Raw genomic sequence first — 14600 nt, 5'->3', positions numbered from 1 at the left:
GCGGCAGGCCGGTGTCGCGCGCCTCTCGTGGATGTATCGCCGTGTAGGCAATCCGGGCATGATCGTCCACGGCGACGAAGATGTACGCTCAGCCAACGGCGTTCACTGTATCGCGCCGATTGCCGGTGACGCGATGGCCGGGACGCACGATACGGCCGTGCTTACAGACTCGCCGACGACGGCGTAAACGTGATCGTCAGCTTGTTGCTGTACTTGCCCGGACGCTTCCACACCGACTGGAATTCCGGCGTCTCGAGTGTCAGCGGCGTCGGGGTGCAGACGACCGGCACCGAAATGCCCGGCAACGATACCGAGCGACCGGCGCTGTTGTTCACGCCCTGGAGCCGCACCGTCTCGTTGTTCGGCAGCGTGATCTTCTTGCCGGCATACGTCAGGCTCACGTTGTAGTCGATACGCGATTCGTACGCACCGCTCTTGTCCGAAGCGAGCAGCACGGAATACTGGCCCTTGTCGCGGCGATCGACCGTGAGACCGTCGCTCGCCGATACGTCGAACCACGTGCTCTGCGAGTTGTAGCCGTCGTACAGGCACATGTCGATGTTCGACGTGCCCGACATCCGGCTACCGTTCGGCAGCTTGCGCAGCTTGAGATCGACCGTCGGCGTCGCGCTCGTGAATTCCGGAAGATAGACCTGGATGTTGTCTTTGTCGGTGACGTTCAGCGTGATCGCTGATTTGAAGACTGCGAGCTTCGCAGCCGTACCTTCCGTCCCCCACAATCTCAGGTTCAGTTGAAGGTTCGCCTTCCAGGTCCCGCCGGACGGGAGGTTCTTCAGTTCCGCAGCGGGAATCTTGACGAAGAGCGAGCGCCCGTCCCAGCCTAAGGTGAGGCAAGCGGCCACGACAGAGGACGCCGCTTGATGGATCGCCAAACGCGCCAGCGACTGTACTTCTGGAATGACGTTGCCGTCGCAATCGAGGTGGCGACTGTATGCACTTTCTCCGTTGAGATTCAGCACGGCCGTGGCACCGGTCCGCTCCTCCTTGAACGAAAGCCGGATCGAGGTCGACTTGCCCTCAGCCGTCCATACCGGCTCGGTCGCGCACGCACCGGTCGCCGTGTCGGTGGCCGACTGGCACGTCCACGAATTTCGCCCCCATTTCCTGTAATCGGTCGTGTCGTAGCCGCCCGACGCGCCGTTGAAGATCACGACATCTCCCACCGGCGAACTACGATCCCGAACAGCTTGTGCGGTATCGTTGCGATCCGCAGGTACCTGCATGACTGCAGACACATCGAGCGTGATCGCGCTCAGTATGGCCGCCAGGACGATTGCCCGACAGCGAATTCGGCTGATCTGAATCATTTGAATGACTATTTTCCCTATGTACTTGAATCGTTGGTCGCGCCACGCGGCAGCCGCGCATACACGTCATTGGGCCGTTTCGGGAGCCCCTGTCGTCCGCGCCCGCATCGACATCACATATCGATGCTCCAGCAGCTTGCGCACGCGGGCCTGCTTGCGCAGCGATTCCGGCAGCGCATCCGGCCCGGCCACTTCGCAGCGCACCTTGCCCACCATCATCAGCACGTCCTGCTGGCGCTTCACGTGCAGCGGGCAGCGCATCAGTGTCGGCCCGTCCACGACGAACAGTTCGCTTTCCTTATGGTCGAGTTCGGCAATGAATCCGCCCTGACTGTCGATCAACGGCATCGCGCCGTTGAGAATCACGCTGTCCGACAGCGGCATGCCACCCTTCGAGAAGGCCTGGCCGACGTAGGTGTACGTCACCTTCGCATCGACGTTGCGCAGCGCAAGCTGCCCCGGCACCATAAACAGCGTGCGCTTGCCGAGCCCCTCGGTCACGCTCGTCGCGCCCGCGGACGCATGCGCGCCCGCGTCGTTCACTTCGGTCGTCACCGGCGTGAAGGCCGACACCGGCAGCAGCGCGCGCTGCCCGAAACCCACCTTGATCCTCGCGCTCGAATCGCTGCGCACCTCGGCTGCCATGCCACTCGCATCGTCGCGCTTGCCGACTCTGACGGCGAAACCCGCCAGCGGATCCGGCTGCGACGCGGATGCGCCGAGGAACACGCCCTGTCGCGCCACCGCGAACGACGACGAATAGCTCGCCGTCACCGACGGATTGTTGCCGCCGCTGTCACGGCTGTAGCTGTTCGCGACCGACGCGGCGACGTCGCCGTAGCGCCCATTCCAGCGGCCCTGCACGGTGCCGGTCAGGCTGTCGGTGCCGTAGCCCGACACGCCGAGCGCGACCTCCCGGTAGCTGTCGCCCTGCCAGTTCCAGTTGCGGTCGAGTGTGTAGTTCGTCGTCGTGCTGCTGCGGTCCGTGCGAACGTCGACACCCGCCGACGTGTAAGCGGACGCTCGCCCGGGCTGCATCGCGGGTTCGGCCATCGACAGCGTCACGCCGACGTAGCCGCCGTACTCGCTGCGGGCACCCGTGTTGCGGTTCGCGTACGCGCCGACGCGCAGGTTCGTGCTGACCTTGCGCCATGTGAAGGATCGCGACAGCGACGCCTGGAGCGCACGCGACACCTGATCGCCTTCACGGAACACGGGCGTCGCCCACGGACGGTCCGGTGTGTCGGGCTGCCAGTTCTGCGACCGCCCGACGCTCTTGTTGTACGTATAGCCGAGCATTGCCGACCAGTTGCCCATCGGAAACGACACGGTCGCGTTCAGCATGTCGTAGCAGCCGATGTCGCGATATGACACGGCCGGACCATTGCACGCCGCGCCGCGCATCTGGTAACGGTACACACTCCACGACACGCCGTCGGCGAATGAAATCTGCTGCGTGTTGCCTCGCGAGCCGTCGTTGCCCACGAAAAACGAGCCGCCGGTCGAAAGCACACCCAGCGGAAACGCGTGTCGCCACTCCAGCGCCGTTTCGTTGTACACGTGCCGGCCGACGCTCGCGATACCGCTCGTCAGCGCCATTTCACGCAACAGCGGAATCCGCACGCCGGCTGCCGCTGCCATGCCGTCCGGCGCGTCCCGGTCGGACGGGCGACCGGCCTGCGCGAACCATTGTCGCGTGCGCGAATTGACACCGCCGCCCGTCTTCGTGAACGGCGACATCTGCGTGCGCACCTGCACGCCATTCTCGAACACGCGCAGCGTCAGCGGATACGTGCCTTCCGGAAAGCGGGACGTATCGAGCGCATTGACGCCGGCCTTCATGTAGAACGTGCCCAACAGCTCCTGGCCGCGGTACGCGTCGATACGCGAATCGCGTGGTAGCAGCAGCGTGACCGGCGTGCCCTGCTGCGCGACTTCCGGATTCACATATGCCAGCGTCGTGCCGACGCGCACGCCGTCGAGCGTGCCGACCGGCAGCATCGTGAACCCGAAGTTGCCGCCGAGCGCGCTCGCGAGGTTGCGGTTGTCCATCCGGCCGGCCTGCGCGTAATGCTCGGCGCCGAGATCGTTGCGGTAGTAGAGATCCTGAAGCTGGACGTGGCTGTCCGATCCTCTCGAATAGCCCGTATGGGTGAAATTCCAGTTCCCGCCGATGAAACTCTTCGGCGTGATGCCGAGCGCGCCCGTGCCCGACACGGACAGGCTCTTGTAGCCGCGCCCGCCCGACAGGTTGATCGTCTGCTGATGGATCAGCGCGTTTTCGGTCATCGGCGACGGCTCGCGAAACCGCTGGTCACGCTCTTCGGTGCTCAGCCAGTCGCGCGACAGGAACAGCTCGATGTTGCCTTCGCTTTCGTCGTAGATCACGGCCGCGCCGTCGGTGTCGACATACCCGCAGCCGTTCACGCCCGCCGCCCCCGCGCAGGCGAGGTTGCCGTTGCGCGCCATCGACTTGGACAGCGCGTCGCCGATCGTCGACACGTCGGTCGCCGGGTTCACGTGTGAGCCGAGCGCCTGCAACAGGCCTGCGGGATCCTCGAAACGGACCGTGTCCGGTGTCACATACACGCGGAACAAGCCGAGCGGCTTGCCCAGAAAGTTGACGTTGATGCGTTCGTCGTGCCCCGTCATGATGTCCTCGAAGCCCGGCGGCACGGATGAAGCAGCCTGCGCGACGGACACGACGTCCGTCACACACAGAGCGCTCAGACATGCGACAACGGTTTTCTTGAGGTCGAATGGAATCATGCGGGAAATTGAACGTTTTTTGACGGAGTACTACAAAAAACAGGGCGCGCCGTTCAGGCGCGCCCATCGATACAGCCCGGGAGCTTAGCTACCCGACGCGGCGCTCTGCGTGACGATCACGCTGACGAGGCCTTGGTAGCTACCGGACGCCGTGACGGCTGCGACCGTCTTCTGACCGATCGACAGCGGCAGCACGTTCGAGCCTTGTGCCAGTTCGCCGGGGAAGAGCTCCGCCGTCTTCAGCGTCGACGCCGTGGTAGTCAGCTCGGTTTCCCCCAGCTTGACCGACAGCGGAATTTCCGGCGCGCCCGGGCTCGTCTGGTTCTTCAGCGACGGGACAGTCGCCAGGCGGATCTGCAGATCCTTCGCCTTGTCGTTCGTGAAGATCTTCGTTTTCACTTCAGCTGCCTGAAGACCCGTACCCGGCAGATATTGCATCTGCATGGTGGTCGGCAGTGCCGAGCCGTCCGCCGACAGCATTTCGAGCGTCGTGTCGACGTTGGCCGTGACGGTGATGTCCTTCTGAACGGCGTAAGCCGACATCGACATCAGGGCTGCGGCAGCGATCGGAACGTATTTCAGCATGGGTTAGTCCTTCTGGTTGGTTGAAACAATTGAATGACCCGCCAGGGTCTCGTTATTCGCGCTCGGCGCGTTTATCGTGTCGGCGGAATGCGTGCGCACAATCTTCTGCTGTACATCTGTCATTCCCCCCACGCGATATCGGATTCGCACATAAGGTGCGGAATTCAGCCCCTCCAGCGCGAAGTGCTGGCCAGGGTAGACACTGCGGTCGAATTTCGTCCAACTGCACGACGCGGCGTCCTGCTCGGACTGGCACGCGCCGGCTTCGATCAAACCGATCCGTACGTTGCCGGTATTGGCCAGCGCGCCTTTCGACACGTGGAAATCTGGCACGAGCGTCTTCGGCAGCACACGGACGAGCGGTGCCCAGACGAGACTGAAGTCGACCTTGCCGGACATATCGTCCTTCGCCGCGGAGTCGTCATCCGACGGTGCAGCCACCGGTTGCAGATAGACGCGATACAGCACCTCCTTTTTCGGCACGCCCAGCGGTATCACCCGCACGAGCCGTGTGCCGCCGGCCGGCAACGCGAACTTGGCCGGCGAGATCACGATTGCGTCGTCGCCGGAATTCATGCTGGCCTCCTCGCGCTCGTGATCCGTCGCCGGATCGATCACGCGCTTCGCGATCGCCTTCACGTATTGCGTCGTCTCGGATTTCGAATAGATGCGCAGCTCCGCGGCCGACTCCTTGCCGCCGCCGATCGACGCAGACATCGGATAGACCAGCATGTTCGCGGTGGAAATCGACGATGCAAGCGACATCGCGACCGCGACGAGCGGCATCCTATACGGACTGCACTTCAACATGTTAATAATTCGCATAACTTATCTGTATATAATCCAGATTAACTCGGACATCAAATCGGCTCGCGCATCCCTCATCGATCAGATCTAGAACCGTCTTGGATCTGATCAGTTCGACGTCGTTTTTCACACCTAATTTTCATCGCGTTGACCTTCCGCGCTGATGGTCTGCTTGCCTTTCTTCATGCGCTCCGCAATCTGGCTTCCCTCATTCCAGACGAGTAAAGCCGGATCACCTCCATCTCGCGCGGCGACAGCCTGGATGCACGCTTTTCGCCGTCACGGTTTATCGACTCGAGAGACCTCTTGATCATCGGTGACAAATTCGCAATGCGTGCGCGACATCGAATCGATTAGAGCATCTGTAGTCCTATATATAATTACGATATCGATCGCGTTGGAATCGCCTTCGATATACTTCTTGCCCGCAAGCGTCGATGGCCGCCGCTTGCAAAAATAGGTCCCTCGCGAAATTTTCTCATTTGAATTTCCTGCTTCACCTCGAGCCGCCGTCATTCGCCGCAAATACTGAATCGCCGCCGCTCCCGCCCGAGGTCATCTTGCGAAATTCTTTGATAGATATTTTATAAATCCCTTACAACGCAAGATATAGGACCAGTGCCCAATCTAGGGTTCGCCGAATTAGACAAGTCCTAGATATGACGAATTTTGACAGTTTGGCGACCCACCGCCTCCTGCAAAGTCGACTCGGTGCGCGCCACGCGGGATCTCGCGCCCTTCACGCGATATCAAGGCGGTTCCCGTCGCGGTCTGGCGCGCCCTACCGACTGAACGCCCAGCCGATACACCGCCTCTGTTTTCGACCGGACGCACTTGCCTGAGCGTGACGAGTTTCGTTTGCCCGGGTGCCTCATTCGGATCACGGCGCGAGCAAGTGCTCGGCAAACATCGGCGGCTCACCTGCTCGAAGGCCCTTGCCAGTTGGAGCGTAGACGGATGCGAGCGCGCCCCGACGGAACACCACAAACATCACGATTCCTTTAACTTTCCGTGAGGACTTCGACACCGGCCGCTGTCTACGATAGGCGCATGTTTTCAGGACCTGCTTCCAGGAGCCCATCATGCCCACCCGCAGACATCTGCTGCTGTTCGCCGGCGCCACCGGCCTCGCCACGCTCGCGGCGCTGTCGTCGGCCGGCCGTCGCGCACTGGTCGGCCGCGCGTTCGCCGCGTCGACGGCTGCGCCGAAGATGGCCGCGCCATACGAACTCACCCTCAGCGACGCCGAATGGCATCGCCGGCTCACGCCCGCCCAGTACGCGATCCTGCGCGGCGCCGGCACCGAGCGGCCTTACAGCAGCCCGCTGAACGACGAGCACCGCCCCGGCACGTTCGCGTGCGCGGGCTGCGGCCTCGCGCTGTTCTCGTCGGCCACCAAGTTCGACAGCCACACGGGCTGGCCGAGCTTCTGGAAGCCGCTCGACCACGCGGTCGCGACCGACGCCGACACGTCGTTCGGAATGGTCCGCACCGAAGTGCACTGCCGCCGCTGCGGCGGCCATCTCGGCCACGTGTTCGACGACGGCCCGCCGCCCACCGGCCTGCGCTACTGCATGAACGGGCTCGCGCTCGCCTTCCACCCGGCCGCCGCCTGATCCGGCCCTACTCCCGACCGACTGGAGAACGCACCATGCTGCTCATCGTCCTTGCCTATCTCGGCGGCGTGCTCACGATCCTGAGCCCGTGCATCCTGCCCGTGCTGCCGTTCGTGTTCGCGCGCGCCGACCAGCCGTTCGTGCGCACCGGCCTGCCGCTGCTGGCCGGCATGGCGCTCACGTTCGCCGTCGTCGCGACGCTCGCCGCCGTCGGCGGTGGCTGGGTCGCGCAGGCCAACCAGGCCGGCCGCTGGGCCGCCATCGTGCTGCTCGCGGTATTCGGCCTGACGCTGCTGATGCCGCGCCTCGCCGAACACCTGACGCGCCCGCTCGTCGCCGCAGGCAACCGCCTCACCGGCCTCGCGCAGCGCGACGGCCGCCCGGCCGGCCCGCTGTCGTCGCTGCTGCTCGGCGTCGCCACCGGCCTGCTGTGGGCGCCGTGCGCCGGCCCGATCCTCGGGCTCGTGCTGACCGGCGCCGCGCTGCGCGGCGCGAGCGTCGGCACCACGCTGCTGCTCGTGGCGTACGCGGCCGGCGCGGCGACGTCGCTCGGCGTGGCGCTCGTGATCGGCGGCAAGGTGTTCGCCGCGATGAAGCGCTCGCTCGGCGCGGGCGAATGGATCAAGCGCGGGATCGGCGCCGCGCTGCTGGCGGGCGTCGCTGCGATCGCGCTCGGCCTCGATACGGGGGCACTCGCGCAGCTGTCGACCGTCACGACGGGCGGCCTCGAGGCGAAGCTCGTCGACCGGCTCAGCGGGCGCTCGAACGGCGCGCCGGCGGCGACGGTCGCGACGGGCTCGCCGGCGGACGGCCCGGCAGACCGCACCGCGAACGGTTCGGACGGCGCGATGATGGCCGCCACGGCCGATGCCGCGCTGCCCGGCGGCGCGATGATGCGCGCGGCCGAGGTCACGCCCGCGCCGCTGGCGCCGGCCGCGCTGCCCGTCGAAGGCACGCTGCCGTCGCTCGACGGCGCCGTGCAGTGGCTGAATTCGCCGCCGCTGACCGCGGCCGGCCTGCGCGGCAAGGTCGTGCTCGTCGACTTCTGGACCTATTCGTGCATCAACTGCCTGCGCACGCTGCCGTACACCACGGCCTGGGCACGCAAGTACGCGCCGTACGGGCTCGTCGTGATCGGCGTGCACGCACCGGAGTTCGCGTTCGAGCGCGACATCGGCAACGTGAAGAAGGCCGTGCACGACCTCGGCATCGACTTCCCGGTCGCGATCGATAACCACTACACGATCTGGCGCACGTTCAGCAACGAATACTGGCCCGCGCACTACTTCGTCGATGCGCAGGGACGCGTGCGCCGCCATCACTTCGGCGAAGGCGAATACGCGCAGTCGGAACGCGCGATCCAGTCGCTGCTCGCCGAAGCCGGCCACCCGGAAGCGCTGAACGTGCCGCTCGGGCTCGCCGGCGCGCCCGCGAAAGGCGCGCTCGCGGCGGCCGACAGCGCGGACGTCCGCTCGCCGGAAACCTATGTCGGCTATGCGCGTGCGGACGCCTTCACGTCGCCGGACGGCGTGGTGCGCGACACGGCACACCGCTACGACGCGCCCACGCACCCCGACCTGAACGACTGGGGCCTCGCGGGCACCTGGCAGGTCGGCGCCGAGCGCGCGTCGCTCGCCGCGCCGTCCGGCCGGATCGTCTACCGCTTCCATGCGCGCGACCTGCATCTCGTGCTCGGCCCGGGTGCGAACGGCAAGCCGGTGCGCTTTCGCGTGACGCTCGACGGCGCGGCGCCCGGTGCCGCACACGGCGCCGACGTCGACGCGCAGGGCTACGGCACGGTCACCGGGCAGCGCCTGTACCAGCTCGTCCGTCAGCCCGGCGCGATCGCCGATCGCACCTTCGCGATCGAGTTTCTCGATCCGGGTGTCGATGCGTACGCATTCACGTTCGGTTGAACGCATGCCAGGCCGACACCCGACCGCCGTCTTCCCCTACGCATTCCGAAGGAGCCAACGATGAACCCGACACCCACCCGCGCCGCCACGCCAGGACGGCGCACAGCGATGCTGCGTCGCATCGGCGCCCTCGCCGTCGCGGCCGCCGCCGTGTTCGGCTACCAGCGCATCGTCAACTCCGCCGAACCGATGCGCACCGTGCCCGCGCCGACCCTCGACGAAACGCCCGGCGCATCGCACGACGAGACGGCCGTGCTTGCCGGCGGCTGTTTCTGGGGCGTGCAGGGCGTGTTCGAGCACGTGAAGGGCGTGAAGCAGGTCACGGCCGGTTATGCGGGCGGCGCGTCCGAAACCGCGCACTATGCACTCGTCGGGTCCGGGCTAACGGGGCACGCGGAATCGGTACGCATCGTCTACGACCCGACGCAGATCACCTACGGCCGGCTGCTGCAGGTGTTCTTCTCGGTCGCGCACGATCCGACCCAGCTCAACCGGCAAGGCCCCGACGAAGGGTCGCAGTACCGGTCGGCGATCTTCCCGACCACCGCGCAGCAACGCGCGGTCGCGACCGCGTACATCGCGCAGCTCGGCACCGCGCACGCGTTTCCGGCGCCGGTCGTCACGCGTATCGAGGCCTACAAGGGGTTCTACCCGGCCGAGGCCTATCACCAGAACTACCTCGAACTGCATCCCGACGCGCCGTACATCGCGTTCAACGACCTGCCGAAGGTCGCCGGGCTGAAACACTACTTCCCGGCGCTGTACCGCGCCGACCCGGTGCTGTGGCGCGATGCCCGCTCGTGACCGGCAACCGGCCGCGTGACGGAATGCGGCGCGTCGCGCGGCCGAGGCCGCAGCCGGGCAGCCGCGCGTGCCGCCCGCGCCCCGGATTGCGCCGCATCAAACAAACCGCGCCCGCCGTGCCGGTGCAAACCCGCATCGCGTCCGCCATGCGGTGCAACTTCGCGTAGACTTCTCCCAAGCCACGCCGCTCGTTGCGGCGTCCGGACCTTCCGTCCCGCCTGGAGGCGTCACGCATGCGCGCAGTGCCTTTGTCTGACAGCGGCACCCTTGAAGAACCGTCCACCGGCGCGGTCGTGCGCGACCTGCGCCGCGTGCCCATCCATCCCGATCACTGGTATCCGCTTGCGTGGTCGCGCGAACTGAAGCGCGGCAAGACGCTCGGCGTGCGCTTCGCCGGCGATCCGATCGTGCTCGTGCGCACCGAATCCGGCGCCGTGTATGCGCTCGAAGATCGTTGCGCGCACCGCCAGGTGCCGCTGCACGCGGGCGTCGTGAGCGGTGAAACGCTGCGCTGCTGCTACCACGGCTGGACCTATGCGTGCGACAGCGGCCGCTGCGTCGACGTGCCCTACCTCGGCCGCGAGCGTTTGCCCAACGGCGTGCGCGCCTATCCGTGCCGCGAGGCGCACGGGGTGATCTTCGTGTTCCCCGGCGATGCGACGCTCGCCGACGAACGCCCGTTCCCCGCGCTCGAATCGGCGGACGACCGTGCATTCAAGACGCGCCGCTTCGGCCGCGAGGTCAAGTGCCACTACTCGTTCATGCACGAGAACCTGATGGACATGAACCATCAGTTCCTGCATCGCAAGCAGATGGGGCAGATGCGGGCGCGCGCACTCGGCCGGCGTCGCGGCGACGACTGGGTCGAGGTCGATTACACGTTCGCGCGCATGGAAGGCAAGCAGCCGGTCGGCGAGGCGCTCGTGTTCGGCTCGAGCAAGAAGCCCGGCGACCAGGCCGACAAGAGCGTGATGACGGTGCGCACCGGCTACCCGTACCAGACGCTGCAGATCCGCTCGAGCGAAGGCACGCTCGTGATGGACCTGTGGATCGTCTACGTGCCGCTCGATGCGGAGCAGCGCACCAATCGCACGTTCGGACTGCTGTCGATCCACAAGCCCGGCATCCCGTTCGCGCTCGATCTCGCGTGGCCGCTGCTCGTCTGGTTCACCGAGCGAATCTTCCGCGAGGATCGCTGGATCGTCGAGCGCGAGCAGGAAGCGCACGACCGGCAGGGCGCCGACTGGAACCACGAGGTGTTTCCGGTCATCAACGAACTGCGCGACCTGCTGCGCCAGTGCGGCGCGCGCACCGTAATCCCGATCCGCGACGCGCGCGACGGCGCGTGATGCGTGCCGCGGCGTGCTCCGCTACAGGCTGAACGCGCCCGGCAGCAACGCGCGGGCCGTCGTAATCTCGACGGCCCCTTTCAGGTTGGCCAGGATCACTTCGATATCGGGCCGGCCGATCTCGATGATCACCTGACGGCACGCGCCGCACGGCGCGATCGGGCCGTCGGTGTCGCCGATCACCGCGAGCCGCGTGAAGTCGCCCGGACGATAGCCGGCGGCGATCGCCGCGAACATCGCCGTGCGTTCCGCGCAATTGCACAGTCCGTACGACGCGTTCTCGACGTTGCAGCCGTGAAAAACCGTTCCGTCGCGCGCCTGCAGCGCAGCGCCGACCTTGAAGCGCGAATACGGTGCATACGCGCGTTCGCGCGCCGCCCTGGCCTGTTCGATGAGTTCGTCTCGTTCCATCTCGATGGTGCCTCCAGTCGTGTGCCGGGATGCGTCGACGCGACACATCCCGGCCGGCACGATACACCCGTCATGTGAAGCGGGCGCCGATACCCGCACGTTCCGCCGCGCCGGCATCGACGCCCGGTTAGCCGATCTGCCCGTAAATGGTCGGCGGCGCCTCGCCCGTCTCGCCCGCCTCGTCCAGCAAGTAGCTTTGCCGCACCTCGTCCACCGCACGTGCCGCAGCCGCGTCGTCGCGGGCATGCACATAGCCGAGCGGCTGGCCGGCTTCGACACGCTGCCCGATCTCCGCGAGCGCCGTCAGGCCGACTCGGTAGTCGATCGCATCCTCCGCGCGCGTGCGGCCGCCGCCGAGCGCGACGACCGCGAGCCCGAGCGCGCGGCAATCGACCCGCTGCACCACACCGCTCGCGGGCGACGGAACCGGCACGATCACATCCGCCCGCGCAAGATGACGCGCAGGTGCTTCGATCAGGTCCACCGGGCCGCCGAGCGCCGCCACCATTCTCGCGAAGCGTTCCGCCGCCGCGCCCGAGTCGAGCGCCTGCTGCAACATCGTGCGCGCCTGCGCGACATCGCGCGCCAATCCGCCGGTGACGAGCAACTGCGCCGACAGCGCCATCGTGACGTCATGCAGGCGCGCCGGTCGCGACTGGCCCGTCAGGTAGTCGATCGCACACGCGACTTCGAGCGCATTGCCCGCGCACGGCGCGAGCGACTGGTTCATGTCGGTCAGGATCGCGGTGGTCTTCATGCCTGCGCCGTTGCCGACGTCGACGATACTGCGTGCCAGCTCGGCCGATTTCTCGGCGGTCGGCATGAACGCGCCCGAGCCGACCTTGACGTCCATCACGAGCCCGTCGAGCCCCGCCGCGAGCTTCTTCGACAGGATCGACGCGGTGATCATCGCGACCGACTCGACGGTCGCCGTCACGTCGCGAATCGCATAAATGCGCTTGTCCGCCGGCGCGAGCCGCGCGGTCTGCCCGATGATCGCGACGCCGACGTCGCGCACCGTGCGGCGAAACGCATCCGTGTCCGGTGTCACGTCGTAGCCGGGGATCGCACTGAGCTTGTCGAGCGTGCCGCCCGTGTGGCCGAGCCCGCGCCCCGAGATCATCGGCACGTAGCCGCCGCATGCGGCCACCATCGGCCCGAGCATCAGCGACACGACATCGCCGACGCCGCCCGTCGAATGCTTGTCGATCACCGGCCCGCCGAGATCGAGCGCGCGCCAGTCGAGCACGTCGCCCGAGTCACGCTGCGCGATCGTCAGCGCGACGCGCTCATCGGTGCTCAGATCGTTGAAGTACACGGCCATCGCGAACGCCGCCACCTGGCCCTCGGTCACGCTGCCATCGGTCACGCCGCGCACGAACGCGGCGATCTCGTCGCGATCGAGCGGCTGCCGGTCGCGCTTGCGGCGAATGAACTCCTGCGGCAGAAACATCGTTGCGTCTCCTCGATTGCTCAGTGCAGCGAAAAGAACAGGCCGGCGATCGCCGCGCTCATCAGGTTCGACAGCGTCGCGGCCGTCAGCGCACGCAAGCCGTGCCGCGCGACTTCCGAGCGGCGCTCGGGCGCGACCGCGCTGAAGCCGCCCGCGAGAATGGCGATCGACGAGAAGTTCGCGAAGCCGCACAGCGCGAACGACACGATCGCGAGCGTCTTCGGGTCGAGCACCTGCAGGCCGGCCGCCGCGACGTGCTCGCCGCCCTTCAGATACGGCGACAGGTCGCCGTACGCGACGAACTCGTTGAAGATCAGTTTCTCGCCGATGAAGTTGCCCGCCAGCGCCGCGTCGTGCCACGGCACGCCGATGATCCACGCCAGCGGCGCGAACAGGTGGCCGATGATGCCCAGCAGCGTCACCTGCGGAAAGCCCGCGAACGCGGCCACGCCGCCGACGATGAGGTTCATCAGCGCGATGAGCCCCACGAACGCGATCAGCATCGCGCCGACGTTGATCGCGATCCGCAGGCCGACCGACGCGCCGGATGCCGCCGCCTCGATCACGTTGGCGGCCCGCTTGTCGTCGAAATCGAGCCCGTCGACCACGACGCGACTCGGCTCGACGGTCGGAAACAGCAGCTTGCCGAACAGCAGCCCGCCCGGCACCGCCATGAACGATGCGGCGAGAAGGTACTCCATCTTCACGCCGAGGCCGGCATAGCCGACCAGCACCGAGCCCGCGACCGACGCCATGCCGCTCGCCATCACCGTGAAGATCTCGGCGCCCGTCATGTGCCGCACGAACGGCTTCACGAGCGCGGGCATCTCGCTCTGCCCGAGAAAGATCGTCGCGACGGCCGAGCACGCCTCGATGCGGCTCACGCCGAGCACTTTCGCGAGCCCCGCGCCGAGGATCGCGACGATCCACTTCATCACGCCGACGTAGTAGAGCACCGCGATCAGCGCGGTGACGAAGATGATCATCGGCAGCACGCGCAGGCCGAACACGAACCCGCCGTCGCCGAACAGCTGAAACATCCGGGCGTCGACCAGCCCGCCGAAAACGAACGCGATGCCGTGATTGCCCATGTCGAGCACGCGATTGACACCGTTCGCGGCCGCCGCCAGCGCCGCGCGGCCCGACGGCACGAACAGCACCAGCGCGCCGATCGCGAACTGCGTGAGCAGCGCGGCGATCAAGGTCCGGCCGCTCACCGCGCGCCGGTTGTTCGACAGCAGATAAGCGACCAGCAGCAGGAACAGCATGCCCAGGAGACTGCGCAGAATATCCACCTTGTGCTCCTTTCTCTCTATGTTTATTGGACTGCTCGGTAGGCGGCCCGGCCCGGCACGCGCGTATAACGCCGTCGGTGGATATTACTCGCCGTCATGCATGACGACAACGCAAACAAAATGGCATGCTCCGTGCGGTGTCGCTCGCGTCGTCGATTTGCTCAGTTATTCTATTTATCTGCAAGTTGAACGGATGCGACGACGTTCGATCGGTCCCATATATTGAAAGAATCGAGTGGAGGCCGAAAAGAGACGTGGCGGCAACGC

At 66.3% G+C, this 14600-nt stretch carries 11 protein-coding genes and 1 pseudogene; 4 read left to right on the top strand and 8 right to left on the bottom strand.

Annotated elements, in window-relative coordinates; all coding sequences use genetic code 11:
* Positions 1-16 precede the first annotated feature (16 nt).
* The 5 genes and pseudogenes from WS87_RS34440 to WS87_RS33200 form a co-directional block, all read right to left on the bottom strand.
* Positions 17-163 (bottom strand): annotated as a pseudogene (locus tag WS87_RS34440) (IS481 family transposase); the annotation flags it as partial.
* Positions 162-1172, bottom strand: a complete 1011-nt coding sequence (locus WS87_RS33215; protein WP_269467401.1) for a CfaE/CblD family pilus tip adhesin — start codon at positions 1170-1172, stop codon at positions 162-164. The gene WS87_RS33215 and the pseudogene WS87_RS34440, both read right to left, overlap by 2 nt.
* Positions 1173-1394: 222 nt before the next feature.
* The gene (cblC, locus tag WS87_RS33210) at positions 1395-4097 is read right to left on the bottom strand and encodes a cable pilus usher protein CblC (protein ID WP_059819767.1); all 2703 of its coding nucleotides are present in this window, start codon (positions 4095-4097) and stop codon (positions 1395-1397) included.
* Between the two features lie 84 nt (positions 4098-4181).
* Complete coding sequence (gene cblA, locus WS87_RS33205) at positions 4182-4682, bottom strand: cable pilus major pilin CblA (RefSeq protein WP_059819768.1); 501 nt, start codon at positions 4680-4682, stop codon at positions 4182-4184.
* A 3-nt stretch (positions 4683-4685) separates the two neighbouring features.
* Positions 4686-5507, bottom strand: a complete 822-nt coding sequence (locus WS87_RS33200; protein WP_059819769.1) for a fimbrial protein TcfA — start codon at positions 5505-5507, stop codon at positions 4686-4688.
* 1064 nt (positions 5508-6571) lie between these two features.
* Between WS87_RS33200 and msrB the strand changes: the two genes are divergently transcribed.
* From msrB to WS87_RS33180, 4 genes are all read left to right on the top strand, one after another.
* Positions 6572-7105 (top strand): peptide-methionine (R)-S-oxide reductase MsrB, encoded by a 534-nt coding sequence (gene msrB, locus WS87_RS33195; RefSeq protein WP_059819770.1) that lies wholly within the window; start codon positions 6572-6574, stop codon positions 7103-7105.
* Positions 7106-7140: 35 nt separating this feature from the next.
* Complete coding sequence (locus tag WS87_RS33190; protein WP_059819771.1) at positions 7141-9021, top strand: cytochrome c biogenesis protein DipZ; 1881 nt, start codon at positions 7141-7143, stop codon at positions 9019-9021.
* Positions 9022-9081: 60 nt separating this feature from the next.
* The gene (gene msrA / locus WS87_RS33185; protein ID WP_059819772.1) at positions 9082-9825 is read left to right on the top strand and encodes a peptide-methionine (S)-S-oxide reductase MsrA; all 744 of its coding nucleotides are present in this window, start codon (positions 9082-9084) and stop codon (positions 9823-9825) included.
* Between the two features lie 233 nt (positions 9826-10058).
* Positions 10059-11174, top strand: a complete 1116-nt coding sequence (locus WS87_RS33180) for an aromatic ring-hydroxylating oxygenase subunit alpha (RefSeq protein WP_059819773.1) — start codon at positions 10059-10061, stop codon at positions 11172-11174.
* A gap of 21 nt (positions 11175-11195) precedes the next feature.
* Here WS87_RS33180 and WS87_RS33175 read toward each other — a convergent pair whose 3' ends face one another.
* The 3 genes from WS87_RS33175 to WS87_RS33165 form a co-directional block, all read right to left on the bottom strand.
* Positions 11196-11585, bottom strand: coding sequence for a cytidine deaminase (locus WS87_RS33175; RefSeq protein ID WP_059534451.1), 390 nt, complete (start codon positions 11583-11585; stop codon positions 11196-11198).
* Positions 11586-11712: 127 nt separating this feature from the next.
* Positions 11713-13038 (bottom strand): thymidine phosphorylase, encoded by a 1326-nt coding sequence (deoA, locus tag WS87_RS33170; protein ID WP_059819774.1) that lies wholly within the window; start codon positions 13036-13038, stop codon positions 11713-11715.
* 20 nt (positions 13039-13058) lie between these two features.
* Positions 13059-14333: a NupC/NupG family nucleoside CNT transporter gene (locus WS87_RS33165; protein WP_059690276.1), complete on the bottom strand. Its 1275-nt coding sequence runs from the start codon at positions 14331-14333 to the stop codon at positions 13059-13061.
* Between the last annotated feature and the right edge of the window lie 267 nt (positions 14334-14600).

It is taken from the genome of Burkholderia sp. MSMB0856 (assembly GCF_001524645.2).
In the GTDB taxonomy this organism is placed as follows: Bacteria; Pseudomonadota; Gammaproteobacteria; order Burkholderiales; family Burkholderiaceae; genus Burkholderia; species Burkholderia diffusa.
Note: the sequence above shows the minus strand (reverse complement) of the source record. Positions and strands in the feature narration are given on the sequence as shown.

What these genes read in the sequence shown, in the direction of transcription:
- WS87_RS33175 (WP_059534451.1), bottom strand. Translation starts at nt 11,585, where the DNA reads ATGGAACGAGACGAACTCATCGAACAGGCCAGGGCGGCGCGCGAACGC.
- cblC (WP_059819767.1), bottom strand. Translation starts at nt 4,097, where the DNA reads ATGATTCCATTCGACCTCAAGAAAACCGTTGTCGCATGTCTGAGCGCT.
- msrA (WP_059819772.1), top strand. Translation starts at nt 9,082, where the DNA reads ATGAACCCGACACCCACCCGCGCCGCCACGCCAGGACGGCGCACAGCG.
- msrB (WP_059819770.1), top strand. Translation starts at nt 6,572, where the DNA reads ATGCCCACCCGCAGACATCTGCTGCTGTTCGCCGGCGCCACCGGCCTC.
- WS87_RS33190 (WP_059819771.1), top strand. Translation starts at nt 7,141, where the DNA reads ATGCTGCTCATCGTCCTTGCCTATCTCGGCGGCGTGCTCACGATCCTG.
- WS87_RS33200 (WP_059819769.1), bottom strand. Translation starts at nt 5,507, where the DNA reads ATGCGAATTATTAACATGTTGAAGTGCAGTCCGTATAGGATGCCGCTC.
- deoA (WP_059819774.1), bottom strand. Translation starts at nt 13,038, where the DNA reads ATGTTTCTGCCGCAGGAGTTCATTCGCCGCAAGCGCGACCGGCAGCCG.
- cblA (WP_059819768.1), bottom strand. Translation starts at nt 4,682, where the DNA reads ATGCTGAAATACGTTCCGATCGCTGCCGCAGCCCTGATGTCGATGTCG.
- WS87_RS33180 (WP_059819773.1), top strand. Translation starts at nt 10,059, where the DNA reads ATGCGCGCAGTGCCTTTGTCTGACAGCGGCACCCTTGAAGAACCGTCC.